22 protein-coding genes and 2 pseudogenes are annotated in these 23694 nt (G+C 33.4%); 9 read left to right on the top strand and 15 right to left on the bottom strand.

Annotated elements, in window-relative coordinates; all coding sequences use genetic code 11:
* Positions 1-43: 43 nt before the first annotated feature.
* The gene (rpoE, locus tag LB941_RS08105; protein ID WP_253361078.1) at positions 44-613 is read right to left on the bottom strand and encodes a DNA-directed RNA polymerase subunit delta; all 570 of its coding nucleotides are present in this window, start codon (positions 611-613) and stop codon (positions 44-46) included.
* Positions 614-657: 44 nt separating this feature from the next.
* Positions 658-1104 carry a YwiB family protein gene (locus LB941_RS08100; RefSeq protein ID WP_253361039.1) on the bottom strand — a complete coding sequence of 149 codons (447 nt, stop codon included), beginning with the start codon at positions 1102-1104 and terminating at the stop codon, positions 658-660.
* Positions 1105-1242: 138 nt separating this feature from the next.
* On the opposite strand from LB941_RS08100, the gene LB941_RS08095 reads away from it, so the two are divergent.
* Both LB941_RS08095 and LB941_RS08090 read left to right on the top strand, forming a co-directional pair.
* Positions 1243-2559, top strand: coding sequence for an HD domain-containing protein (locus LB941_RS08095; protein WP_253361037.1), 1317 nt, complete (start codon positions 1243-1245; stop codon positions 2557-2559).
* 12 nt (positions 2560-2571) lie between these two features.
* The gene (locus LB941_RS08090; protein ID WP_253361036.1) at positions 2572-3381 is read left to right on the top strand and encodes a Cof-type HAD-IIB family hydrolase; all 810 of its coding nucleotides are present in this window, start codon (positions 2572-2574) and stop codon (positions 3379-3381) included.
* 199 nt (positions 3382-3580) lie between these two features.
* Here the strand turns inward: LB941_RS08090 and LB941_RS08085 are convergent, their stop codons facing one another.
* From LB941_RS08085 to LB941_RS08070, 4 genes are read right to left on the bottom strand one after another with little or no spacing between them, the layout of a single operon-like run.
* Complete coding sequence (locus LB941_RS08085) at positions 3581-3949, bottom strand: DUF3899 domain-containing protein (RefSeq protein ID WP_253361035.1); 369 nt, start codon at positions 3947-3949, stop codon at positions 3581-3583.
* Positions 3950-3966: 17 nt separating this feature from the next.
* Positions 3967-4971: a hypothetical protein gene (locus LB941_RS08080; RefSeq protein WP_253361034.1), complete on the bottom strand. Its 1005-nt coding sequence runs from the start codon at positions 4969-4971 to the stop codon at positions 3967-3969.
* A gap of 22 nt (positions 4972-4993) precedes the next feature.
* On the bottom strand, positions 4994-5788 hold the full coding sequence (locus LB941_RS08075) for a YibE/F family protein (protein WP_253361033.1): 795 nt from the start codon (positions 5786-5788) through the stop codon (positions 4994-4996).
* Positions 5788-6888, bottom strand: a complete 1101-nt coding sequence (locus LB941_RS08070) for a YibE/F family protein (protein WP_253361032.1) — start codon at positions 6886-6888, stop codon at positions 5788-5790. Before LB941_RS08070 ends, LB941_RS08075 begins: the two co-directional genes overlap by 1 nt.
* 150 nt (positions 6889-7038) lie before the next feature.
* Here LB941_RS08070 and LB941_RS08065 point away from each other — a divergent pair, with 150 nt between their 5' ends.
* A complete protein-coding gene (locus tag LB941_RS08065; RefSeq protein ID WP_253361031.1) occupies positions 7039-7998 on the top strand; it encodes a biotin--[acetyl-CoA-carboxylase] ligase in 960 nt (319 codons plus the stop codon).
* Between the two features lie 163 nt (positions 7999-8161).
* Here LB941_RS08065 and nagB read toward each other — a convergent pair whose 3' ends face one another.
* The 3 genes from nagB to LB941_RS08050 form a co-directional block, all read right to left on the bottom strand.
* Positions 8162-8878 (bottom strand): glucosamine-6-phosphate deaminase, encoded by a 717-nt coding sequence (nagB, locus tag LB941_RS08060; protein WP_253361030.1) that lies wholly within the window; start codon positions 8876-8878, stop codon positions 8162-8164.
* Positions 8879-9045: 167 nt separating this feature from the next.
* The gene (locus LB941_RS08055; protein WP_253361029.1) at positions 9046-10671 is read right to left on the bottom strand and encodes an ABC-F family ATP-binding cassette domain-containing protein; all 1626 of its coding nucleotides are present in this window, start codon (positions 10669-10671) and stop codon (positions 9046-9048) included.
* A gap of 196 nt (positions 10672-10867) precedes the next feature.
* Positions 10868-11542, bottom strand: coding sequence for a DUF6198 family protein (locus LB941_RS08050; protein WP_253361028.1), 675 nt, complete (start codon positions 11540-11542; stop codon positions 10868-10870).
* Between the two features lie 152 nt (positions 11543-11694).
* Here LB941_RS08050 and LB941_RS08045 point away from each other — a divergent pair, with 152 nt between their 5' ends.
* The 3 genes from LB941_RS08045 to LB941_RS08035 all read left to right on the top strand — a co-directional run bounded on the left by LB941_RS08045 (position 11695) and on the right by LB941_RS08035 (position 13470).
* Positions 11695-12279, top strand: a complete 585-nt coding sequence (locus LB941_RS08045; RefSeq protein WP_253361027.1) for a GNAT family N-acetyltransferase — start codon at positions 11695-11697, stop codon at positions 12277-12279.
* A 73-nt stretch (positions 12280-12352) separates the two neighbouring features.
* The gene (locus tag LB941_RS08040; RefSeq protein ID WP_253361026.1) at positions 12353-12601 is read left to right on the top strand and encodes a hypothetical protein; all 249 of its coding nucleotides are present in this window, start codon (positions 12353-12355) and stop codon (positions 12599-12601) included.
* A 26-nt stretch (positions 12602-12627) separates the two neighbouring features.
* Complete coding sequence (locus LB941_RS08035) at positions 12628-13470, top strand: aldo/keto reductase (protein ID WP_253361025.1); 843 nt, start codon at positions 12628-12630, stop codon at positions 13468-13470.
* Positions 13471-13659: 189 nt separating this feature from the next.
* Here the strand turns inward: LB941_RS08035 and LB941_RS08030 are convergent, their stop codons facing one another.
* The 4 genes and pseudogenes from LB941_RS08030 to tnpA form a co-directional block, all read right to left on the bottom strand.
* Positions 13660-14181, bottom strand: coding sequence for a GNAT family N-acetyltransferase (locus LB941_RS08030; RefSeq protein WP_253361024.1), 522 nt, complete (start codon positions 14179-14181; stop codon positions 13660-13662).
* A 133-nt stretch (positions 14182-14314) separates the two neighbouring features.
* Positions 14315-15301 carry a ribose-phosphate diphosphokinase gene (locus tag LB941_RS08025; protein ID WP_253361021.1) on the bottom strand — a complete coding sequence of 329 codons (987 nt, stop codon included), beginning with the start codon at positions 15299-15301 and terminating at the stop codon, positions 14315-14317.
* Between the two features lie 96 nt (positions 15302-15397).
* Complete coding sequence (gene glmU, locus LB941_RS08020) at positions 15398-16798, bottom strand: bifunctional UDP-N-acetylglucosamine diphosphorylase/glucosamine-1-phosphate N-acetyltransferase GlmU (RefSeq protein WP_253361019.1); 1401 nt, start codon at positions 16796-16798, stop codon at positions 15398-15400.
* 347 nt (positions 16799-17145) lie between these two features.
* Positions 17146-17532: pseudogene (gene tnpA, locus LB941_RS08015) on the bottom strand (IS200/IS605 family transposase); the annotation flags it as partial.
* Between the two features lies 1 nt (position 17533).
* Here tnpA and LB941_RS08010 point away from each other — a divergent pair.
* Positions 17534-18466 (top strand): annotated as a pseudogene (locus LB941_RS08010) (RNA-guided endonuclease InsQ/TnpB family protein); the annotation flags it as partial.
* A 364-nt stretch (positions 18467-18830) separates the two neighbouring features.
* On the opposite strand, the gene purR reads toward LB941_RS08010, so the two are convergent.
* Positions 18831-19664 (bottom strand): pur operon repressor, encoded by an 834-nt coding sequence (purR, locus tag LB941_RS08005; RefSeq protein ID WP_253361014.1) that lies wholly within the window; start codon positions 19662-19664, stop codon positions 18831-18833.
* Positions 19665-20021: 357 nt separating this feature from the next.
* On the bottom strand, positions 20022-21062 hold the full coding sequence (locus tag LB941_RS08000; protein WP_253361012.1) for a PTS sugar transporter subunit IIC: 1041 nt from the start codon (positions 21060-21062) through the stop codon (positions 20022-20024).
* A gap of 459 nt (positions 21063-21521) precedes the next feature.
* Between LB941_RS08000 and LB941_RS07995 the strand changes: the two genes are divergently transcribed.
* Both LB941_RS07995 and ispE read left to right on the top strand, forming a co-directional pair.
* Positions 21522-22415 carry a polysaccharide deacetylase family protein gene (locus tag LB941_RS07995; protein WP_253361009.1) on the top strand — a complete coding sequence of 298 codons (894 nt, stop codon included), beginning with the start codon at positions 21522-21524 and terminating at the stop codon, positions 22413-22415.
* Between the two features lie 329 nt (positions 22416-22744).
* Positions 22745-23617 (top strand): 4-(cytidine 5'-diphospho)-2-C-methyl-D-erythritol kinase, encoded by an 873-nt coding sequence (ispE, locus tag LB941_RS07990; RefSeq protein ID WP_253361007.1) that lies wholly within the window; start codon positions 22745-22747, stop codon positions 23615-23617.
* The last annotated feature ends 77 nt before the right edge of the window (positions 23618-23694 follow it).

The raw sequence follows: 23694 nt of genomic DNA, 5'->3' as shown, positions 1-23694 counted from the left end.
CAAGGCTTAAATTCAGTAAATTATAAATAAAGCATTTTCTTTTTTATAATTCATCTTCTTCATCAATATCGTCGTCATCCGATAATTCAGATAATTGACCTTCAATTCCATCAGGTAAATCATCCTCATCTTCATCATCTGTATCACCAATATCATTTAAATCCTTGCTATATGCCTTTAACTCATGTGCTTCATCTTCATCGTCATCGTCATAATCGGCATCCATATCATCATCTTCTGAATCATCATCATAATCAATAATATCATCGTCTTCTGAATCATCAGCTAAAAATGCATTCACTTTTGTCCGCGGATGTTCTTCATCTTCTTCTGAATGTACAAGTGCTTCATCAATTGAATCGAATGGATACCAAGAACGTAATCCCCAAACATTATCTCCCAATGAAATGAAGCTACCATCAACATTCAAATCAGTGTAGAATTGTGCTAACCTATCTCTAATTTCTTGATCACTAGTTCCAAGAAATTCTTGAATTTTATTAGTTAAATCAGCAAACCCCATAACATCGCCATGTTCATTTAAAATTGCATGTGCAACTTCAATCATTGACAATTCATTTTTATTTGCATCCTTGAATTTTTCTAGCTCCAAACCGGTACACGTCCCTTCCACAGTCTATCCTTCATATTACAATATTATCCCTTGAATTGCAATCTTATTTTGTAGTCTCCTAGCTGCTGTGAACCAGAATATAATAAATAATCTATATTTATTTTTCCTACTAATCCATCAAATGTATCTCCTACGACTACATTAAGTTTTGTTGTCTGTGTTGTAACTGGAACAACGCCATATTGTGTTACATAACGTGCATTCACTTGTTTACCTGCAAAAAAATAAAGATGCAAATTCAAATCGTCATTTTTTCGCGTTAATTGTACCTCATCAGGAGCTGCAACTTTAATCGTGACCAATGCAGGCTTTTGATCAGCTAGTTTTTCCTTATATCGTAAATAAATTGATGTTCCCATTTGAAAAAATTGGCCATTAAAATTTTCATCAAATTTACTTAATTCACCATCTTGAACATGCTGTGTTACAACATGGACAAGCACTGGTGTTCCTTTGCTAAGTTGTGCCATAGTTATCATCCTATCTCAAATTTATATACTTAATTATACAGTCAATTAAACAGGAATTCCAAAAACTTGTCGTGGTATAATATATTTAAAGAATTATTTTAAAGGATGTGAACAACTATCTCAAAATATCATTTAAAAATGTTGCCCATGGAGAAAGTCTTACGTGATCCTATCCATGACTATATCTATATTCAACATCAAGTTATCTTAGACCTTATTAACACGCGTGAATTTCAACGATTACGTCGCATCAGACAACTGGGTACCACCAGCTTTACTTTTCATGGTGCTGAGCATTCACGTTTCACTCACTCCGTTGGTGTTTATGAAATTACACGGCGCATTTGTGATTTGTTCTTGCGAAATTATCCCACAAAAAATGAGCATGATGGCCTCTGGAATGATGATGAAAGAATCGTTGCCTTATGCGCAGCGCTTTTACATGATATAGGACATGGCGCATACTCGCATACTTTTGAACATATCTTTCATACCAACCATGAAAAGATGACTGTTGACATAATTACATCTCCACAAACAGAAGTCAATGCTGTTTTACGCACTGTTTCTGAAGATTTCCCAGAAAAAGTTGCTAGTGTTATTACAAAAAAATATCCTAATAAACAGGTTGTTCAAATGATTTCAAGTCAAATAGATGCTGATCGCATGGATTATCTTTTACGTGATTCATACTATACTGGTGCAAGTTACGGCTCTTTTGATTTAACTCGAATCTTGCGTGTCATGCGTCCATACAATGATGGTATTATCTTTGATATTAGTGGTATGCATGCAGTTGAAGATTATATTGTCAGCCGTTTTCAAATGTATCAGCAAGTTTACTTTCATCCCGTATCACGATCGATGGAAGTTACTTTAGATCATTTATTGCATCGTGCTAAAACTTTAAGCAAAACTGAAACACTAAAAAATACATTTAGCATTAGTTTTCTAGCTCCATTTTTCACAAAAACAGCAACTTTAAATGATTATCTCCATTTAGATGATGGTGTTTTAAACACTTGTTTTGAGTTATGGCGTTCTTCAGATGACAGGATATTACGTGATTTAGCGAGTCGTTTTCTTGATAGAAAGCCCTTTAAATCAGTGCGTATTACAGATGATACTAAAAAGCTTATCCCTCATCTTAATGAGCTAGTTGAGCAAGCCGGTTATAATCCAGATTACTATACAGCAATTAATGATAGTTTTGATCTACCTTATGATAGCTATTCATCTTCAATAAATCATTCATCGCAAATTAAACTAATCAGAAAAGATGGAAGTATTGTCGAACTTTCAGCTATTAGTGAATTAGTTAAAGCTATTACTGGTAAATTTTTAGGGGATGAACGTTTCTTTTTCCCAAAAGAAATGCTACGTAATTCTTCTCAAATAGATTTTCTTGTTTCACCACAATTTTCTGCACACATAAAAAACGATTATCTTGTATAAAGGAGCAAGTTTATGACAATTAAATTAATCGCAACTGATATCGATGGAACCCTTGTTAAGGATAATAAAGAAATTTCTGAATATACAATAAATACTTTAAAAAAAGCTCATGCAAATGGTGTTCATATCGTTTTATGTACAGGCAGACCTGTTAGCGGTGTCCAAAATTATCTTACCCAACTTGGATTAACCAGTGCTAACGACTATGTCATCACTTATAATGGGGCACAAGTCCAAAAAGTCGGTAATAATGAAGTCTTAATTTCTAACACCTTAGACTACACCGATTTTTTAACCCTTGATAATCTAAGTCATCAGTTGAATATTCATGGACAAGCAATTTTACCTTCTTCTGATATGTATGTAACTACTCCAGATATTAGTTATTACAGCGTTTTAGATTCTTTTTATACAAAAATGCCACTACATTATCGCTTGCAAAATGAAATCCCACATACTTTTAAACCAGCAAAGTATATGTGGGCCGATGAGCCCCATATATTGCAACGTGCAACTACAGGACTTCCTCCTGCTATAAAAAATAAATATTACACTGTTCGCAGTGAAAAATGGTTCTTTGAGTTTATGCATCCAGATGCCACCAAAGGAAATGCTACTCTAAAATTGGCTAAAATGTTGGGTATTGATGTAAGTGAAATCCTGACAGCTGGAGATCAGGAAAATGATTTGACTTTAATCAAAACTGGTTTAGGCATTGCTATGGGAAATGCTATTCCAAAGATTAAGTCAAGTGCACAATATATAACAGATGATAACAATCATGATGGTTTAGCAAAAGCAATTGAAAAATTTGTTCTATAGACATTACCAGCAATTGAGACAAATGGTAATTAACTAGAAAACATTAACCTGTAATCCGCAGATTGGATTACAGGTTAAATACAACTAATTGCATTTTGATACCCAAAAAGTCTGATAAAGCTGAAGTACCCCCAAAAAAGTCTAACTTTTTTGGGGGTACTATTTGTATTGATTCCTTGTCTTTGCAATACTATCTAACTTATAAAGTAACGGCTATCGCTAATACAATTAAAACAATACCTAAGATCAAGCAATTAGCTGCAAAGCTTTCAAAATGAATAGGTGCGTTCTTTTTTTCCGAGGCGATGTTTCGGACATCAATTTTACGCTCTTGATACTCTTCATCTGTCTCACCTTTTTGCTTTTTGCGAAACCATCCAGCCAATAATCCCGCATGCAATAAAATATTTATTATTGTTAGACAAATTAGTGCCATTCCAATTAAAAACATAAAATCAGAAATATTATTTTGTATATTTAGTAGACGACTAGTAGTTGCTAATACAACTGCAATTAAAATGACTATTCCGTCAGCTTTTAACCATAGCTTTTGTTTAAAGTTTTTCATTCTTTCACCATAAATAATTAATTTATTTGTTGATACTCACCTGTAATTGCATCTTGCTTCTGCGCAACTTTGGTGTCTGTATTAAATTTATACATTCCCTTCATAACAGAAATATCTGAGTTATTGGAACTTGTATTACGGATTTCAATACTATATTCATTATTTCCTTCATATTGTGTGAAGTATTCATCCCCTTCTTGCTGCGTTATCCCTGTAGCTGCTAAGAATTTGCTGATTACTTCAGCATCAGATAACTGACTAGCAACTGCTGAAACCTGTGAATTAGTTGCCGAAGAGATATTACTTCCTGTTTGTTTTGAATACTGAGAACTTACCAATTTTGAATTACGTGCATTCGTATAACTAGAGTTATTTGCACTTGATGTTGAACTTGAACTCGTCGCACTCGTAGCGTTTGAACTAGACTCTGCTTTTAGCTTGCTATTCAACAGTGTAGTATACTTGTTTGTCTTCTTTTGTAACATTGCAACAGCTTGATACTTACTAGACAAAGCTTGTAAAGAATCTAAACTTCCTTTAGCATCACTATATTTTTCAGCATGATAATAATTGATTGTTTCATGATAATATATGTTAGCTAATTTAACTACTTTATACTCTTTTTTAACAACTTGAATTTGTTTTTGCAAAGCCGCTGGTTTAGACACGCTAGCTAATGTATTCAATTTTTTTTGAGCTGGCGTAACATTGTTATTCTCTAAGGCAACCTTAGCTTTATATAATGATGTTACATTGCTCTTTAGTTGGCGTACCTTGTTTGGCGTTGTCTTTTTAATTTTCACTTTTTTTAGATTCTGGTAAGCTAATTTAACATCGCCATCTTCTAAATTTTTTACTGCTTTTTTATACGTACTATTAGCTACTTTATCTAATTGCGTTACACTTTCACTAGCTGAACTTTTTTGGCTTGATGAACTACTATTTGAACAAGCGCTTAGACTTGTCAACAACATTATTAAGCCCATCCCCAAAACGACATTTTTATTAAACTTCTTCATCATAAAGCCCCCTCTAAATTAATTACTATAAATCCCTTTTATCTTGTTTATTCAAATCAGCTGTAGTTTCTTGCAGCGAATTCAATTTTCTTCCCATTAAATATGTGGTTATCCAAATCACCAAAATTACAGCAATTGCAGAATACAGAACTGACATACTTTCGCCTACAAAAATCTTCGAATTTAAATAATACCCAAATGATGCATGCAACTTATATAACAAAATGAATAAAGCTAAATTACCACCAAACATTCCAAAAAATAACGTATTAAAAGTCATTCCCATTATTTGAAACCCAATATTACGTCCACTTTTATATAGTTGTGTAACTGTAATATCACTGTTTTGAGCAATTAGTTCTTCTAATCCACTTGCAACTGCTATTGAAGCCTCTGCAATAGCACCTAATGTACTTAAAATAGTTGTTGCAATTGCCAAAGATTCAAAATTAATGCCAATCAACAAATTAAAAGCTTCCACTTCTTCTGATTCTTCGTTACTAAACCCTTGAATTTGTACCATATGATCAAACGGTATAATTAATATTATCATTATTAGCATTACTATTACAGTAGCAATAAATGCTACATTTGTCGAACGTTCATCATTATTGCCCATATAAATTGTAATTGCTAATATACAAATCCCTGCAAATAATGAAACGCCTAATATTGGAAAGCCACCAGAAATTAAAATTACCGTAATAAATAAAATAAAAAAATTCAAAGCAACACTAAAAAAAGAAACCATCCCTTGCTTACCACCAACAATCGTCATTAAAGCAAATAAAATAATTATTAAAACACTAATTGATGACATTACTTTCCTCCTAGCAAACGTGAACAAAGATAACTAGCTGTAGGAATAACTAATACAATTCCAATACCACTAATAAGTGATTGGACCACACCTAATGACATCGTCCATGCAAATGTAAAGCTATATGTGTTATTTGTTCTAAAATAAAGAACCGCCATTGCAAAAGTTTCAGCAAAGAAAATTAAAAATAATACATTAATTAATGGTCCCATAATTGCACGTCCAACTTGTCTGCCAGATAAAAAAAGTTGCTTTTGAGAAATATTAGGTGTATTCTCCTTCATTTCAAATAAAGTTGAGACAATATCTGTTGCTGCATCCATAACTGCCCCTAACAGCCCAATAAGTGTTGCTGCGAAAAATAACTGTTTAGGTGCTTGTGTCGCCATATCTAGTGCTTCATAATGCACACCTTGACTGTTTGTCAATTCTAATATAGACCAACCTATCACCAACCCTAAAGTTGTCCCAAACACAATCGCCACAAAGGTTATTGCACATTGCCTGTTCCAACCTATCACAATAATAAGTGACAAAGCTGTAAATAACAAGGCACTTAAAGCGAATAACCAGAAAAAATACGTTATATTCAAGTTTACATCTAATTGCACAAAAATTAAGAAAAGAATAAAGTTAATTGTTACACTTAAGATTGTTCTAATTCCTTTAATTTGCATCATAATGTAGAGTAAAACAATTACCAGCCAGCACAACATCAATAAATATGTATCTCGTTTGGAATACATAAAAACAGCTGTTAGTTTTCCATTTGTATGATGCAACTCAATAAATATCTTTTGATTTTTATTGAGTTTCTGATCAAGTGCACCCGATTGTGAATACGTATTTTTTAGTTCTACATATTTACCCTTATCTTTACCATTCATAATCTGCAAATTAACAGTTTGTGTTGTTTGATAATCTTTATTATTATACTCATCTGTTACTGATTCTCTTTTCCCATTTTTTACCGAAACAACATTTCCAATCGTTTGCTTATATAAAGATTCATTGTGTGTCGAGCAAAAAAATATTGCTAACCCACTAAAGATAATTACAAATATCTCAATTGAAATACGTTTAAATTGCCTTTTTTTCATAAATTCAACTCCCTTGAAAACACTTATGTTCAAGATACCACTGCTTTACTTGAATTGTAAGACTTCCGATAAAAGTTTAACCAATAGTTTGCACTTATAAGACTATTTTTCTATAATTAAACTAATTACGTTACGAAAGAAGTAGATTATATGTCCACTACGCAACAAGTTTTAGAATTGCTCACACACACAAACGATCCTCTTTCTGGACAAGATATAGCTAATCAATTAGGCCTATCACGTACAGCTGTTTGGAAAGCTATTAAAAGCTTGCAAACAGCTGGCTATAAAATTGATAGCCGCCCCCGGGTTGGCTATCAATTATACGACAGTGGGAACCTTAGTGAAGCTTTAATTCGCAAATATTTACCTACAACTTTTTTATATCCTATAGAAATTCACAAAACAATTGATTCAACTAACATCCGGGCTAAGCAGCTTGGAAATCAAGCCAATATCGCTACACCATACATTGTAATAGCTGATCAACAAACGGCTGGCTATGGACGGTACGGACGTAATTTTGTATCTCCAAGTGGGACAGGTATCTATATTAGTATTTTACTTAACAACTCACGTTTTGATTTTGATCCTGGATTGCTTACTACTGCCGTCTCATTAGCAATAACACGAACAATTGAAAAAAAACTAAACGCAACAGCCCAAATTAAATGGGTTAATGACGTTATTGTTGATGAAAAAAAAATCTGTGGTATTTTAACAGAGGGTATTAGTGATCTTGAAACACAATCACTCACTAAAATAGTTGTTGGTGCCGGTATTAATTATTTAACTACTACATTTCCGATTGAAATTGAAAAACGTGCAGGTTCATTACGTAAATATGCATTGCAAGCCCACGTTTCCCGAAATGAATTTATCGCTAACTATTTAATTGAATTTTTTAATTTATATAAAAACTATTTTGACGGTACCTTCATGGATGAATATCGGCAACACTCAAATATCATTGGCCATAAAGTTACCATCTCACAAGGAGAAAAGACTCTTACCGGCACAGTCACTGCTATCAATGATAAGGGCGCTTTGGTTCTAGCAGATGGAACCATTCTTTCTTCTGGAGAAGTAACCAAAATCAGACCACTTTAATTAGCTAAAAATTCTTTGCCTAATCGAAAGAAGAATTTGAAATCAACTATTATTCTGACTATAAAAAAAGAACTGTATCATATTGAGATAAAAAATCCCAATATAATACAGTCTTTTTTACTATACTTTTTTCTTATATTTAGTCAAGGTCTTGCTTTATTGTTTATTTATAATCTTTTTTCAATAGCTTAGCAGCCTGTTCATCCACAATAACAGTTACATTTGCATGACGTTGTAGGATACTTGCAGGTACATCAGGACTAACCTTTCCTTCAATCATCTTTGCGACAGCTTCTGCTTTTTCTGCACCAAATGCTTCAACCAAAATTTCCTTAGCTTGCATGATTGATCCAATCCCCATCGAATATGCATACTGGGGAACCTCATCTTTATTTTTAAAATAACGTGCATTTGCAGCAATTGTTGATTCTGTTAAATGTACTTTTCGTGTTTTTGCATCAATTGGTGAACCGGGTTCGTTAAAACCAATATGTCCGTTTTTACCAATTCCCAACAGCTGTAAATCAATTGGATTATCTTTTAAAATGTTATTGTATCGCTTAATTTCTTCATTTTCATCTTTTGCACTTCCATCAGGTAAATATGAATTCTTAAACGGTTTGCTATCAAAAAGATGTTTGTGCATATAGTAATTATAACTTTGAGGATTATCTGGTGTTAATCCAACATATTCATCTAAATTAACTGATGTACAATCAGTAAAATCTAAATCACTATTCACAAGTTGTTTGTAAGTTGTTTCAGGGGTTCCACCAGTTGCCAATCCGAAAGTTCTACTTCCCTTTTTTAGAGTTTCAACAAAAACATCATAAGCTTTTTTTCCGCCAACTTCTTTATCTTTAACAATAATAACTTTCATTTCACTTACCTCCGTTTATTGGTATAGTCCAATTATAATAGGTATATACCAATTTTTCAAGTATTATTTCAAACTTTAATAAAACTTATATCGTAGTGTATGCAAATAAGACGATTCTAGTGGTTTTTTCCCTCAGAATCGTCTTATTTAATCTATCTATGCAACTATTAATTATATAAATCTTCTACTTGCTTTTGGGTTGTCTCATGTTCTAAAAACTCATCATATGTTGTATCAGCTCTATCAATAACACCTTTTGCGGAAACCTCAACAATATGATTTGCAATCGTTTGAATATATTGATGATCATGCGAAGTAAATATTATTGCACCAGCAAAATCAATCATCGAATCATTTAACGCCGTAATTGACTCTAAATCTAAATGATTGGTGGGGTCATCCATTAATAAAACATTAGCTTTTTGAAGCATCATCTTTGATAGCACACAGCGCATTTTTTCACCACCAGATAACACTCCAACTTCTTTAATAATATCATCACCCGAAAAGAGCATCTTCCCTAAAAAGCCACGTAAAAATGTATTATCATTTTCTTCTTTTGAAGCAAATTGGCGCAACCAGTCCAAAATAGTAAGATCAGCTTGTTTGAAATTAGCATTTACATCCCGTGACATATAACTACGACTTGTTGTTTGACCCCATGTTACCGTTCCTTCATCTGGTTCAATCTCACCAGCTAAAATTTGCATTAAAGTCGTTGTTGCCAAATCATTTCGTGAAATGATTGCTGTTTTATCTCCCGTACGTAAAATAAAACTAATGTTATCTAATATTTTAACTCCATCAATTGTCTTTGAAACATTTTCAACTTTAACTAAATCATTGCCTAATTCACGTTCCATTTCAAACTTAATGAATGGATACTTCCTTGATGAAGGTTTTATATCATCTAAAGTGATTTTATCAAGTTGTTTTTTTCGCGAAGTTGCTTGCTTGGATTTCGAAGCATTCGCAGAAAAGCGTGCAATAAATTCCTGTAGTTCCTTTATTTGTTCCTCTTTTTTGGAATTTGCACTACTTTGAAGTTTAGCTGCTAATTGACTAGATTCTAGCCAAAAATCATAATTACCAACAAAAAGTTTTATTTTTTCAAAGTCAACATCACACATCATCGTGCAAACTTGATTTAAGAAATGACGATCATGGGAAACTACAATCACAATATTAGGATAATCTGCTAAAAAGTTTTCTAGCCAACTAATAGTTTGCACATCAAGTCCATTTGTCGGTTCATCCAATAATAAAATATCTGGTTGACCAAATAATGCCTGTGCAAGCAGAACTTTAACTTTGTCACTTTCAGCTAACTCGCTCATCTTTTGTGTATGCAATTTTTCAGCAATACCTAATGACTGTAATAATTGGGCTGCATCGGATTCCGCATTCCAACCATCCATCTCAGCAAATTCTCCTTCTAATTCAGCGGCTTTTAACCCATCTTCTTCAGAAAAATCAGGTTTTGCATACAACATGTCTTTTTCTTGCATAATAGCATATAACTTCTTATGTCCTTGAATCACCGTTTCTAAAACTGTATATTTTTCAAAGCCAAAGTGATCTTGATTCAAACTGGACATTCGTTCATTTTTATCAATTGTAATTTTTCCAGTAGTTGGTTCCAGTTTTCCTTCTAATAATTTTAGAAAAGTTGACTTTCCTGCGCCATTTGCCCCGATAATTCCATAACAATTGCCTGCTGTAAATTTTAAATTAACATCATCATACAAGAGACGACCAGAAAAGTTTAAGCTTAAGTCACTAACTGTAATCAATTATTATTCCTCGCTTTTCATTTAAAAGTGGCTGTGTAAACATTTTACGCTTACATTGTATTAAGACTCTCAAAATATAAATTAGCATAAACATCTATATAAATGCAAATTAAATAAAAAAGCAGCTCGACTAACTCTAACTGCTTTTCTTATTATACTGTTTTTCAAAATACTTTTTCTTTTTTACTTGCTATAATTACTTATCTATATTCTGGTGCTTGAGACTTGGAAAAATGTATTTATCTGCAATCCCTACTAATGCTCCCTGAAACACAAGTGCAAAAATAGTCCCAATATTCACCGCATAAATCTGATGTGTAATAATTACAGAAATAATTATTGCTATCAATGGTGGGGTAAAAACAACTAATTGTGCAATAACTGAGTTTCCTTTAAAATACTTAAACCGCACGATTTGCATTAAATCATCAACTGGATGAAGCATCCAATTTACTCTTTGATATAATGAAATTGCAACTGAAATAAGACATACACCTAAACAATCAAGTGCTATTCTAATTGGAAATGCTAAATTGTTTATTCCTGTATTCCCTAATAATGTTGAAAATTGGCCCACTAACAACGAAAAAGGCACTAAAAACACTAAATTACCAATAATTCGTGATAAACTTACTTTCTTTAAAATAATTATATTCACGATAATTATCAAAAATGATGGCACAAACATCATCAAACTCAAAGAAACGGCTAAAACATGATCTAAATTGACCGAAGCCGCAGTCCACAAAGCGCTCCCTAAATTTATGGCAACTGTTAGCGCATTGCCTATACTATTCAAAATAATTGATAAGAAAAAATAAAACAATAATAATCCTTTAGTTGGTTTTGTCGAAGTAACGTTTAATTGCATACCTAATCCTTTCTTCTCTTCCTAAAAGTTAATGCATTATTATACTATATCCTATTCTAAGCTCAATGCAAGCAGTTCTTGACTATTTTTGCAATTGTGTTAATTTTGTTGTTAAACAACATTTAAATTATTTCATCAAGAAAGGATTATCTATGTCATCTTTCTCATTTAGAATTGCGAAAAAAACAGATGCTCAAGCACTTTTAGATATTTATGCACCTTACGTTGAAAATACTGCGATAACTTTGGAAACAAATGTACCTTCACTATCTGAATTCTCCACACGTATTTACACTATCTTAAAAAAGTATCCATATATTGTTGCTGAACAAAATGAAAAAATCGTTGGTTATGCCTATGTTTCTGCATTTAAAGAACGCGCTGCTTATGATTGGTCAGTAGAAACATCAATTTATCTTGCACAAAATATACGCCATCAAGGTTTAGGTACCCAACTATACAACTTACTAGAAAAAATTTGTCAGGCCCAAAATATAACTAATATGAATGCTTGCGTAACTTATCCACGTACTGCTAATGATCCTTACGTTACACAAGCAAGTATCTTGTTTCATGAAAACCGTGGTTTTAAACTAAATGCACATTTTCATAATTGTGCAAATAAATTTAATCGTTGGTATGACATGGTATGGCTAGAAAAAAGTCTTCTTCCCCACACAATACCTGTTGTAAAAGTTAAGCCATTTGCAAGTATTAGTCATCAGTTTTTTGATTAATAAACTCAATTTTTGTTCCATTGTTATTCTAGTGGTAAAATAACAATAGAATATAGTAAGGATGTGAATGTATATGAGTGAAAATGTTCTTTTCAATCCAGGTGAATCACTTGCTAGTGATTATGATTTCAACCAAGCGTATATTGCAGCACAAATTTATCACCATAAAGATAAGAAACCTATTCTAGTTGTTCAGGAAAAAGACGGCAATCCTTATTTTATTTTCGATGAAATGGCTGCCTTGACAGATGAAAAAGATGAGCACGCTCGTCGTTATTCAGTTATTAAACGTGTTACTGAAAATGAATCTGAAAAAAATTAAATTTTACTATACTTAGGAGGCTTTTTATGACAACTATTCCAAATATTCGTTTAAATGACGGCAATGTCATGCCTAAGATTGGCTTTGGTACTTTTAGACTAAACGGTGCTGTCGGTGTTAATGTTATGACTAGTGCACTTCACAATGGCTATACAATGCTTGATTCTGCTTTTAATTATGAAAATGAAGGTGCAGTTGGCAAAGCTGTTGCACTTTCTGGCATCGCTCGAAGTCATCTGTTTGTCACATCAAAGCTCCCTGGAAGACATCATGGCTATGATGAAGCATTGACAACAATCCAAGAATCACTTTATCGCTCTTCCTTAGAATATTACGATCTTTATTTAATTCACTGGCCTAATCCAATGAATGGCAAATATATTGAAGCATGGAAAGCCCTAGTTCAAGCTCAAAAATTTGGACTCGTACGCTCCATTGGTGTTTCCAACTTTTTGCCTGAACATTTAGACAGTATCATTACCGCAACTGGTGTTACACCTGCAGTTAACCAAATTGAATTGCACCCTTATTGGTCACAGCCTAAGCAAATCGAATACGATCAAGAACATGGTATTGTAACTCAAGCTTGGAGTCCCATTGGTCGTTCCAGTGAAATGTTACATGATCAAACAATTAGTCGTATTGCAAAAGCACATGGTAAATCTATCAGTCAAATTATCTTACGTTGGGAAATACAACTTGGAGTTACCGTAATTCCCAAAGCCAGTTCTGCTAAACATCAAATCGAAAATCGAAGTGTCTTTGATTTTGAATTGACTGCCGCCGAAATGGCAACTATTTCCAACTTAGATAAAAGTAATGGTCGCCTAAAAAAGGAACAAGATCCTGCTAATTATCAAGAATTATAATTTAATCATTTCAAAATGAAAGTATTATAAAAACCAGATTGCTAAGAAAACTTAACGTCGTAAGTTACTAGATTAAATACAATTAGCTATCTTTGAAAACAAATTTTGTCACCAAATATGAGATGACACAAAGAATCTAGGACTCAGGGCCTACATACCCTTTGTCCTAGATTTTTTGTATATATTATTCTAATCTTTTGTCTTTAACCAATCATTACGCATTAATATATATTCTATATATTCCACATTACATAACCCCTTTATTGAATTCACCTTTTGATAATTATTTCGTTCAACAACTGCCCGACTTTTAATATTAGATCTCTTTATTAAAGCATGTACTTTATTTAATTCTAGGTTTACAAAGGCGTAATGGTGTAATTTCTGCAATGCTTCCGTAATATAACCCTTTCCAACAAACCCATCTGCCAACCAATATCCCACATCTGCACTACGTTCATACATAGAAATGTTATGTAAGTCTATTATTCCAATAAGTTCATTATTTAGTTTTATTCCACGCATAATTTGATTATGCGCCACATTTTCACGATATTGATTTAGCTTTATAAAATTTTCCACTTGTTGAGCTGTATCTAACTCCAAATGTGGAATCCAGTTTCTAAAAGACTTACTATTCTCACTAATTAATTCTAATAATTCTACACTATCCTTTTTCGTTATTGGTTGTAAAACTATCCGCTGTTTCAATTTATCACCTAATCTAAAACATATTTAGCATACTTTTTCTAATTATTCTATTTTCTACACAAAAAGAATACCATAAACCAGCATCTTTTACGAAACTTTCTTACAGTATTCTCTAATATTAATATACTAAAATTTAATTATCGATTTTTACACCATGAAATCTATTTTTGAATAATGGACTAACAGGCTGATTCTCATGGATTCGTTTAATTGCAGCTCCAATTAGAGGGCCAACTGAAATCTGAATTAATTTATCAATTTGCTTCTCATCTGGTAATTGAATAGAGTCTGTCACAATCATTTGTTTAATTGGTGATTTCTCAATTCTTTCAATAGCTGGACCAGAAAAAACAGGATGCGTTGCGCACACGTAGACTTCTGTAGCACCTGCATCTTTTAGCGCTTGAGCGGCTAAAGTAATTGTACCAGCAGTATCAATCATATCATCAATTAAAATACATCTTTTCCCATCTACTGCCCCAATAATATTCATAACTTCAGCTACATTTGCTTTAGGACGGCGTTTGTCAATAATGGCAATTGGTGCCTTCAAAAACTCTGCTAACTTACGTGCTCGAGTTACACCACCATGATCAGGTGAAACTATAACTGCATCTTTTTCTAACCCTTGTGTTAAAAAATAGTCTGCTAATAATGGTGCTCCCATCAAATGATCCACTGGAATATCAAAGAATCCCTGGATTTGAGCAGCGTGTAAGTCTAGTGCTATGACTCGATTTGCTCCAGCTTTTTCAATCATATCCGCAACTAATTTAGCTGTTATCGGCTCACGAGAGCGAACTTTCCGATCCTGACGTGCATAACCATAGTATGGGATAACCACATTAATCTTATCTGCACTTGCACGGCGTAACGCATCAATCATAATCAAAAGTTCCATTAAATTATCATTCACAGGTGCTGAAGTTGACTGAATGATGAAAATCTCATCACCACGAATACTTTCTTCAATATTAATCCTAATTTCACCATCACTAAAACGATCAACAGACGTTTTTCCTAACGGTACACCTACCGCATCAGCAATTCTTTCAGCCAATGGTTTATTGGAATTCAAAGCAAAAATTTTTAACTTTGATCCAGCATATTGTTCAGACATAACAGCCTCCATTTATTCAGTATTATTCCAATAATAATATTATGCATTTATCTTTCTAAAATCAAGCCTTTACTAAAAATTATCTTTAAATTTTTATTATTGCTTCTTTTCAGCTTCTATTGCTGCCTTAGCAACGGGATAATGATCAAAATAACCTTTTTTATTAACCTGTCGACCACGTGCTATTGCCATGTCATGCGAAGAAATATCATCTGTAATTGTCGAACCTGCTGCGACATACGCATGATCGGAAATTTCTACTGGCGCAATTATATTAGAACCACTGCCAATAAATGAATAATCCCCTACATTTGTATGATGCTTATTAATTCCATCATAGTTGACAAAAATTGTCCCACAACCCACATTAATTTCTTTACCTAATGTGGCATCACCGACATACGTTAAATGACCAACTTTAGTATTTTTACCAATATGCGCTTTTTTCACTTCTACAAAATTACCTATATGTGCGGCCTCACCAATATCAGCTTGTGGTCTTAAATGACTATATGGTCCAATATTAGATTCTTTATGCATAATTGCTTCTTCTAGATAAGAAGCAGTTACTGTTACGTTATCTTCAATAACACTATCTAAAATTTCAGAATGTGCACCAATAAAGCAGTCATTACCTATTACAGTATGTCCTTTAAGTTGCACACCAGGTTCAATCACTGTATCTGAACCAATTTTAACATCAGTATCTATATACGTGTTTTGTGGATCAATCAATGTCACACCATTACGCATATGCTCTTCATTAATCCGCATCCGCATTACTGCAGTCGCCTTAGACAAGGCAATTCTATCATTAACACCCATTGATTCTGAAAAATCTTTCATCCGGTATGCAGCAACTACTTTACCCTCTTGTTGAAAAATTTCCATTACGTCAGTTAGATAATACTCGCCTTGTGAATTGTCATTACTTATTTTATGTAAAGCATGGAAAAGTTCTTTATTATCAAAACAATACACACCAGTGTTGATTTCTTTAACAGCAGCTTCTTCTTTATTCGTATCTTTTTGTTCAACGATTTTTTCAACAATTCCCAATTCATTTCGAATAATTCGGCCATATCCAAACGGATTTTCAGCTTTCGCTGTTAATACCGTTGCAACAGCACCTTTTGACTTGTGATATTCAAATAATTCTGAAAATGTCTTAGCAGTAAACAATGGGGTATCTCCACAAGCAATTAATGTCATCCCATCCCTATCACCCAAAAGAGATTCTGCTTGTAAAACGGCATGTCCAGTTCCTAATTGTTCCGCTTGTAAAGTATATTTTGTTCTTGTACCTAATGTTTCTTCAACTTTTTGTGCACCGTGACCTACAACTGTAACAATTTCATCCATATCATTTTTTTCAATTTGTGTTAGAACATGTTCCACCATTGGCTTACCACAAACAGGATGTAAAACCTTGTATAACTTCGATTTCATTCTTGTTCCTTGACCTGCTGCCAAAATAATTGCATACTTCGCTGTCATTATAATCCCTCATCTTAAATAATATATCTTTCATTAAAGATGGCTACTCTTGTAATGTCATATTAACAAATGAAACATTATACAATCACCATAAAAAAGCAACATTATAAATGTTTATTTCTTACAAATAATGCATCTGTTTATAGAACCATACTTTCAAGTACCCATATAATACCAATATAACATAGGATTCTCCATAATAAAAGCTATCTTATCCTTACTTAATTACCTAAAAGAACATATCACTGCTTAATATTACTTAACCATGTAATCTAGCTGCAAGATATTTTAATTAGAAATATGGTAGAAATCTTATGATTTTAATCAGGCAGTTGAATGTCTTTGTATTAACGCCGAGAGACGTCTTTCTTTTGGCTTTGGATATATCGTTCCACAACATCTTTGCTCATATTGCCTAAAGTACTCATGTAATAACTATGAGACCATAGATGACCACCCCAGAATTTTTGTCGCTTTATTTCTGGGTGTTTTTCGAAAAACATGCGTGCAGAGGCACCCTTAAATGCTTTCACAATATTAGTAGGAGCGTACTTAGGCTTGAAGCTTACCAACATGTGTATGTGGTCTGGCATTACTTCCATTTTTTCTATTGTAACCTCATTTAGTTCTGCGATTCTTATCAGAATTATCTTCATGTCTGAAACTAATGCCGGCGTTGTAAATGCAAGATTTCTATATTTTGTTACCCAAATTAAATGAAAATGAAAGTTATAAAACTATCGTGCTGCTTGGAATTTATTTAGAAAAGTTCATCATGCTGGAATACCAGTGTTTCATAAAAAAAGAATTGAACAAAAATACCAAACTTCATGTATGTATGCTAGTAAATTAGCTCTACCTAACATGAAAAATGGCAGTGTTAGGATCATTAATTTCCAACATATTCAACTACCGAAATTAGGTAGCTTGCGTTTCAAGGGTATATCAAAGAAAATATTCAATCGTCTCGACAATATTCGTATTGGCACAACCACAATTTCAATGGACGCCACTGGTCGTTACTATGTCTCAATGCAATTAGCATCTGAACAACCTTTTGTAAACAAAGTTAATAATGAAACAGCCACTTCAATTGGGATTGACTTAAATATTGATAATTTTCTAACTGACTCTGAAGGAAAGATTGTTGCCAATCCCCGTTACTATCGTTCTGTTAAAGGTACGTTGGCAAAAGCACAGCGTAAACTTTCTCGACGGGCACTACGTGCCAAAAAGGAGCACAAACCATTAAGCAATGCCAAGAATTATCAGAAACAGCGTAAAATTGCTAATCGCCGTAAAAACTTTTTACATCTCGTCTCGATAACACTTATCAAGAAACACGATTTGGTTGTCGCTGAAGAGCTAAGAAGTAAGAATACGCTACAAAATCACGCTCTGGCCATGAGTATTTCTGATGTTGGTTGGCGAACGCTTTTAGGCATGCTGGCTTATAAAGCCGATCTGTATGGTCAAAAATTTATCACCGTTAACCCTAGAAACACTACCCAAACATGTAGTGCTTGCGGCTTTGTTATGGGTACTGGAACAACTAACAAACTTACGCTAGCCGACCGTGATTGGACATGTCCGCAATGCGAAACCTACCATATTCGTGACCATAATGCTGCTAAAAATATTTTGGCTAAAGGTATAGCATCAATGTAAGAGAATATAGTCCGTCTGGCAACCTGCGGACTATAAAGGCTTTGGTAATTAGCACGTAAGACCTGCTTACAGGCAATCGCTGTATCTAAGCAAATTGTCGTTAGGGGCAGTTCTCACAAGCTTTTGACTTTAGACAGGAGTGGTTGACCTTAATGTACTTAGTTTTAACAGACTATCATAATTTAAAATAAGATTGACGCATTACTATTTATTCTCCTATAAGCACCAAAATACGTTTCAGAAATTAAATTATTCCTCAAAGCATGCAAAAAAAGAAAGGCTATCTTTAAAATTAGCCTTTCTTTTTTGCTAGTTACATCAATTATCTCGCTTTTATATCGTTTTCTTACTCTATGCTTGGCTACTAGTCTTTAGAGTATACCTTCTCAAGGTAGTTACCTGCACTCACATGAATTGTCTTGTCCAATGTGTTTACTTTATCCACACGTAATAATGAAGTGTACTCATCTACCATCCGATGCCCCTCAAAAGCACCTTCAGCAAAAACTGTAATTCCTACAAGTTCAGACTCAAACTCCTCAATCATACTCTTCATACCATTGACGGTTCCACCGCCCTTCATGAAGTCATCAACAACTAACACATGCGAGCCTCTTTTTAAACTACGCTTTGACAATTCCATTTTTTCAATTCGTTCGCTTGAACCTGATACATAATTAACAGAAACCGTTGAACCTTCCGTTATTTTTGAATCGCGCCGCACTATTACAAATGGTACATTTAAATAGCTAGAAACGCTTTGTGCAATTGGAACACCTTTGGTCGCAACAGTCATAACTGCATCGACTTTCTTATCAATATATTGACGTGCAATTACACGACCGACTTTCCGTAATACATCTGGTCTTCCTAATAAATCTGATAAATAAACATAACCACCAGGCAATAATCTATCTTGTTCTGACATTTCATGTGTCATATCTGAAATAAATTTACGCACTTCTTCTTCTGATATGGAAGGAATAAATCGGGCCCCTCCTGCTGCTCCTGGTATAGTTTCTAAAATTCCGATTCCACGAAACTTAAATGTCCGCTTAATAATAGAAAGATCTTCACTGATTGAAGACTTTGCGGATTCATATCTATCTGCAAAATATGTCAATGAAATCAATGTATGTGGTCGTTCTAATAAATAGCGTGTCATATCGATTAAACGATCGCTTCTTCTAGTTTTCAAATTATTTCCTCCAACAAATTCATATTATCTGTTTTATCCCAATTTCATTATACGTTATATCACATTTATTTCCTAGCTTTTTTGAAAAAAACATTAAGATTGTTCGCTTTTAACTTCTTAAATAGAGAATATTCCATCTTATATTTGCTTTTATCCAATAAGCATTAACGTTCGGTAAAAAGGCAAAACTTTTTATAGCATATCACTGGAGTTCTATTACGTCAAGCATTGTTGAGCTTTCAGCCTAGTATTATTACTATCAACAATACAAAAAGTGATTTCCTCTACTGAATACACAAAAGAAAATCACTTTTTACTGCTATTATTTACCCGTGTCTTAATGTAATTATTAAGACACTATACTTGAATTAATAAATCCATTGGTGTAATTTGTTTTGTTTTTTGAACAAATATATATTTTGCTGTAAAGCCAAGTACGATTGGTAGCAACAAAAACAAAATTACTAAAATTAATATTGAACCAATATTTGCACTCATTTCATTCCAAGCAGCTAAAGGTCCAATTAACCCACTAAAACCAAATCCTGCACTCATTGCAGTCCCTTGAATATTAAAAATTGCCCCCAATGCCCCTAGAATTGCCGCATTAATTATTACTGGTATAAATAAAAATGGTTTCTCTAACATATTAGCCATTTGTATCTTAGGTGTTCCGATAAAATGCGCTAATGTTGTTCCTAATGTATTAACTGAACTTCCCATGATAGCTAAAGTAAAACTTCCTGCAACGATACCTAAATTTGCGCTTCCTGCAGCAATGCCTGCTAAACTGATTGCTGTTGCAATCCCGACTGAACTGATTGGAGATAAAATTAAAATTGCAAAAACAACTCCAACTAACGCACCCATCAAGATTGGCTGTAAAGTTACTAAGTTCTTAACACCTATCCCAATGAATGTTGTTACCATTTTTATAAAAGGTAATGCGACTAACCCCAACCCTCCAGCAATTATAATTACTAATGTCGGTAATAGTAATACCGTATAGTTTTTAAATTTATCACCTATAAACCGTGCAACAATAACAGCTAAAGTAATTGTAATTGCCGTATTGATAACGTCACCTGTTCCACTTAATGTATATCCAGCCTTAGTTTGTGTAATTACCCCTGAGCCAATCATAGCTGCTGCTGCAACTGCACTTGTTTGAATCATATTAAATTTGAATAAATAACCTACACAAAAACCAGAAACTGCAGCTAATAATGACATCGTAAATGTCGTCATTGCAATAATTGTTGTTGCCATTGGAAATATACCTGTTAAAGCTTTCATTAATTGCCCGACTAAAGCTGATGGTACCAACGTAACAACTACTCCCAAACTTATTCCATTTAAAATATTAAGCGTGAATTCCTTGCCACTAATTTTTTGCATCCAAAATTCCCTCTTTCTTTTTTACACAAAATAAAAACCTAGAAACTATCACAGTAATGATAATCTCTAGGTTTAATAGCATTCATGCTGTTAAATTTCTGTTTTAGCAGACCCACAGTTTATCAATTACCATCTGTGAGTCGTTTTGATACTTCAAAAACTTCTATCTCTCACAGGCGCAAACATTGCTTGTTGTTTGCACCCAGAAAGAATTCTGATTACAAACATTCCTTAAAGAAATAAAAGTAATAATAGCTATTCGATTGTAAAGATACAGGTTTTATCATCATTAAATACCTCTCTACGCTTGAATTACATTAAATATATTACATTATGCTAATAACGTCAAGTTATTTTTTAATCAAACACTAGCTATCTTTAAAAATTTATTTAATTGTCCACTTTTTTGTCTTATATGCTAAAATGAAATTAACTTTCTATAATTGAGGGGAACTAAATATGTCAAAAAAGAAAAGTACTATCTTGGGGTTACTTGGAATACTACTAGTAATTATTGTTGCTATTGCTTGTACAAAGTATTCTCAACATCAAAAGCAGTTACAAGAGCAAAAAATATCTGCTATGAAAAAGCAATCATCTAAAAAAGTAGTTGCAGCAGCAAAAGCTTCATCAATTGCTAAACAAAAAAAAGAAAATGCCAAATGGAAAAAATATTCAACTAAAATTTCATTTCCAATTCTAATGTACCATAGCATTTCAAACGTTTCTGGCAATTCATTATGCGTCTCACCAGAAAAATTCAAACAAGAAATGCAATGGCTTAAAAAACATGGTTATTATACCCTTACTGCTGCTGAAGCATATCGTGTTTTAACAACAAACGAAAAACCTGCTAAAAAAATTGTTTGGGTTACTCTAGATGATGGCTATGAAGATAATTATACTGCCGCTTACCCAATTTTGAAAAAGTACAAAATTAAAGCAACTATTAATTTAATCACCGGTCAAATTCAAAATAAACAAGCCAACAAATTAACTGTTGCACAACTTAAAGAAATGAAAAAAAGTGGTTTAGTATCTTATGGCAGTCATACGGTTAATCACTTAGACTTGTCAGAACTTACAGCAACTGAACAGAATTATCAAATTAAAAATTCTAAGTCTTGGTTGGATAAAACCTTAGATCAAAATACAAAATACCTCTGTTACCCATCTGGAAAATATAACAGTCTTACGCTAACTGAAGCCAAAAAGGCGGGATATACAATTGCTACATCAACCGAGGAAGGCTTAGCCAGCAGTAGTAATGGATTGTTAGAATTACACAGAGTTCGGGTATCACCAAACCTAAGCGATACTGGTTTTCAGAATCTATTAGAATATGGTGAATAGTTTGATTATCTACCAACTTGGCTCCAGATAACTATTTTAAGCGTGTGCTAAAACTTGCTTATGTTTACGTAAGCTAATTTGATCACACGCTTTTTTATTTTCATAAGAAAATGGCACAAAAAATGATTAGCTAATTAAGGACTTTACTTACCTTATTAACGGAGATATATGTAACTAGCAACCTTTTAGCGCCCATTTTTATGGCATAAAAAATCTAGAGTTTTTTTCCTAGATCCAATTATTGACTGTACTTACAGTGCTCGTTTGCGTCATCGTGCACAAATTAGTATAATAAAATTAATTATTTTATCAAGAAACAAGGTGAGGCCATGGAGATATCAGAGAAGGCTCCAGCTAAATTAAATTTAAGCTTAGACACACCCTTTCGCCATCAAGATGGTGAACATGAGTGGCAGATGGTTATGACTGCAATTGATTTGGCAGATTACGTACATTTAAAAACCATTTCTAATACAAAAAAGATTGTTGTTTTAACAAATACAGGATTTTTACCTTGTGATCATCGTAATCTCGCTTATCAAGCAGCTCGCAAGTTACAAAGTCTCTATCATATCAATGAAGGTGTTGTTATTAAAATTGACAAAAATATTCCTGTTGCAGCAGGAATGGGCGGAGGATCTTCTGATGCAGCGGCTGTTTTACGTGCATTAAACAAAGCATGGAAACTAGAGCTTACCCATGCACAATTAGCTACAATCGGACTTGAAATTGACTCTGATGTTCCTTTTTGTATCTACAGCGAACCCGCATTAGTTACTGGTAAAGGCGAAATTGTTACTCCAATTGGTGACTTACCTCCATTTTGGATTGTCATCGCTAAACCTAAGGCAAGTGTCTCAACACCATCTATTTTACGACAGATAGATTATGCTTCATTAAAACATCAAAATGTCCCAGGTATTGTTGCAGCAATTCAAAAAAATGACTATGACGCAATGATTGCCACCATGGGTAACTCGCTAGAACCAATTACAGCTAAGCGTTATCCCGACATTTTGCGTATTAAAAATAAAATGCTCCAATTTGGTGCAGATGCGGCTCAAATGAGTGGCAGTGGTCCTACTGTTTTTGGAATATCGCAAAAGCAATCACGGGCTCAGCATATCTATAATAGTCTTTGTGGCTTCTGCAATGAAGTCTATCTTGTGCATCCATATTCATTAGTCTCTTCAAAAAAATAAAATACTATTTTTTTATCTATCCTAGGTATTATATTTCTTATAAAAAACCGTTAAAACGATTGTTTTAGACCTTCCTT

Source organism: Ligilactobacillus ubinensis (assembly GCF_024160875.1).
Classification (GTDB): domain Bacteria; phylum Bacillota; class Bacilli; order Lactobacillales; family Lactobacillaceae; genus Ligilactobacillus; species Ligilactobacillus ubinensis.
The sequence above is the reverse complement of the archived record's forward strand: the minus strand, read 5'-3'. Positions and strand labels throughout refer to the sequence as shown.

Excerpts from the sequence above, each read along its gene's own strand:
- LB941_RS08100 (WP_253361039.1), bottom strand. The coding sequence starts at position 1,104 with ATGGCACAACTTAGCAAAGGAACACCAGTGCTTGTCCATGTTGTAACA.
- LB941_RS08095 (WP_253361037.1), top strand. The coding sequence starts at position 1,243 with ATGTTGCCCATGGAGAAAGTCTTACGTGATCCTATCCATGACTATATC.
- LB941_RS08090 (WP_253361036.1), top strand. The coding sequence starts at position 2,572 with ATGACAATTAAATTAATCGCAACTGATATCGATGGAACCCTTGTTAAG.
- LB941_RS08085 (WP_253361035.1), bottom strand. The coding sequence starts at position 3,949 with ATGAAAAACTTTAAACAAAAGCTATGGTTAAAAGCTGACGGAATAGTC.
- LB941_RS08080 (WP_253361034.1), bottom strand. The coding sequence starts at position 4,971 with ATGATGAAGAAGTTTAATAAAAATGTCGTTTTGGGGATGGGCTTAATA.
- LB941_RS08075 (WP_253361033.1), bottom strand. The coding sequence starts at position 5,788 with ATGTCATCAATTAGTGTTTTAATAATTATTTTATTTGCTTTAATGACG.
- LB941_RS08070 (WP_253361032.1), bottom strand. The coding sequence starts at position 6,888 with ATGAAAAAAAGGCAATTTAAACGTATTTCAATTGAGATATTTGTAATT.
- LB941_RS08065 (WP_253361031.1), top strand. The coding sequence starts at position 7,039 with ATGTCCACTACGCAACAAGTTTTAGAATTGCTCACACACACAAACGAT.
- nagB (WP_253361030.1), bottom strand. The coding sequence starts at position 8,878 with ATGAAAGTTATTATTGTTAAAGATAAAGAAGTTGGCGGAAAAAAAGCT.
- LB941_RS08050 (WP_253361028.1), bottom strand. The coding sequence starts at position 11,542 with ATGCAATTAAACGTTACTTCGACAAAACCAACTAAAGGATTATTATTG.
- LB941_RS08045 (WP_253361027.1), top strand. The coding sequence starts at position 11,695 with ATGTCATCTTTCTCATTTAGAATTGCGAAAAAAACAGATGCTCAAGCA.
- LB941_RS08040 (WP_253361026.1), top strand. The coding sequence starts at position 12,353 with ATGAGTGAAAATGTTCTTTTCAATCCAGGTGAATCACTTGCTAGTGAT.
- LB941_RS08035 (WP_253361025.1), top strand. The coding sequence starts at position 12,628 with ATGACAACTATTCCAAATATTCGTTTAAATGACGGCAATGTCATGCCT.
- LB941_RS08025 (WP_253361021.1), bottom strand. The coding sequence starts at position 15,301 with ATGTCTGAACAATATGCTGGATCAAAGTTAAAAATTTTTGCTTTGAAT.
- glmU (WP_253361019.1), bottom strand. The coding sequence starts at position 16,798 with ATGACAGCGAAGTATGCAATTATTTTGGCAGCAGGTCAAGGAACAAGA.
- LB941_RS08000 (WP_253361012.1), bottom strand. The coding sequence starts at position 21,062 with ATGCAAAAAATTAGTGGCAAGGAATTCACGCTTAATATTTTAAATGGA.
- LB941_RS07995 (WP_253361009.1), top strand. The coding sequence starts at position 21,522 with ATGTCAAAAAAGAAAAGTACTATCTTGGGGTTACTTGGAATACTACTA.
- ispE (WP_253361007.1), top strand. The coding sequence starts at position 22,745 with ATGGAGATATCAGAGAAGGCTCCAGCTAAATTAAATTTAAGCTTAGAC.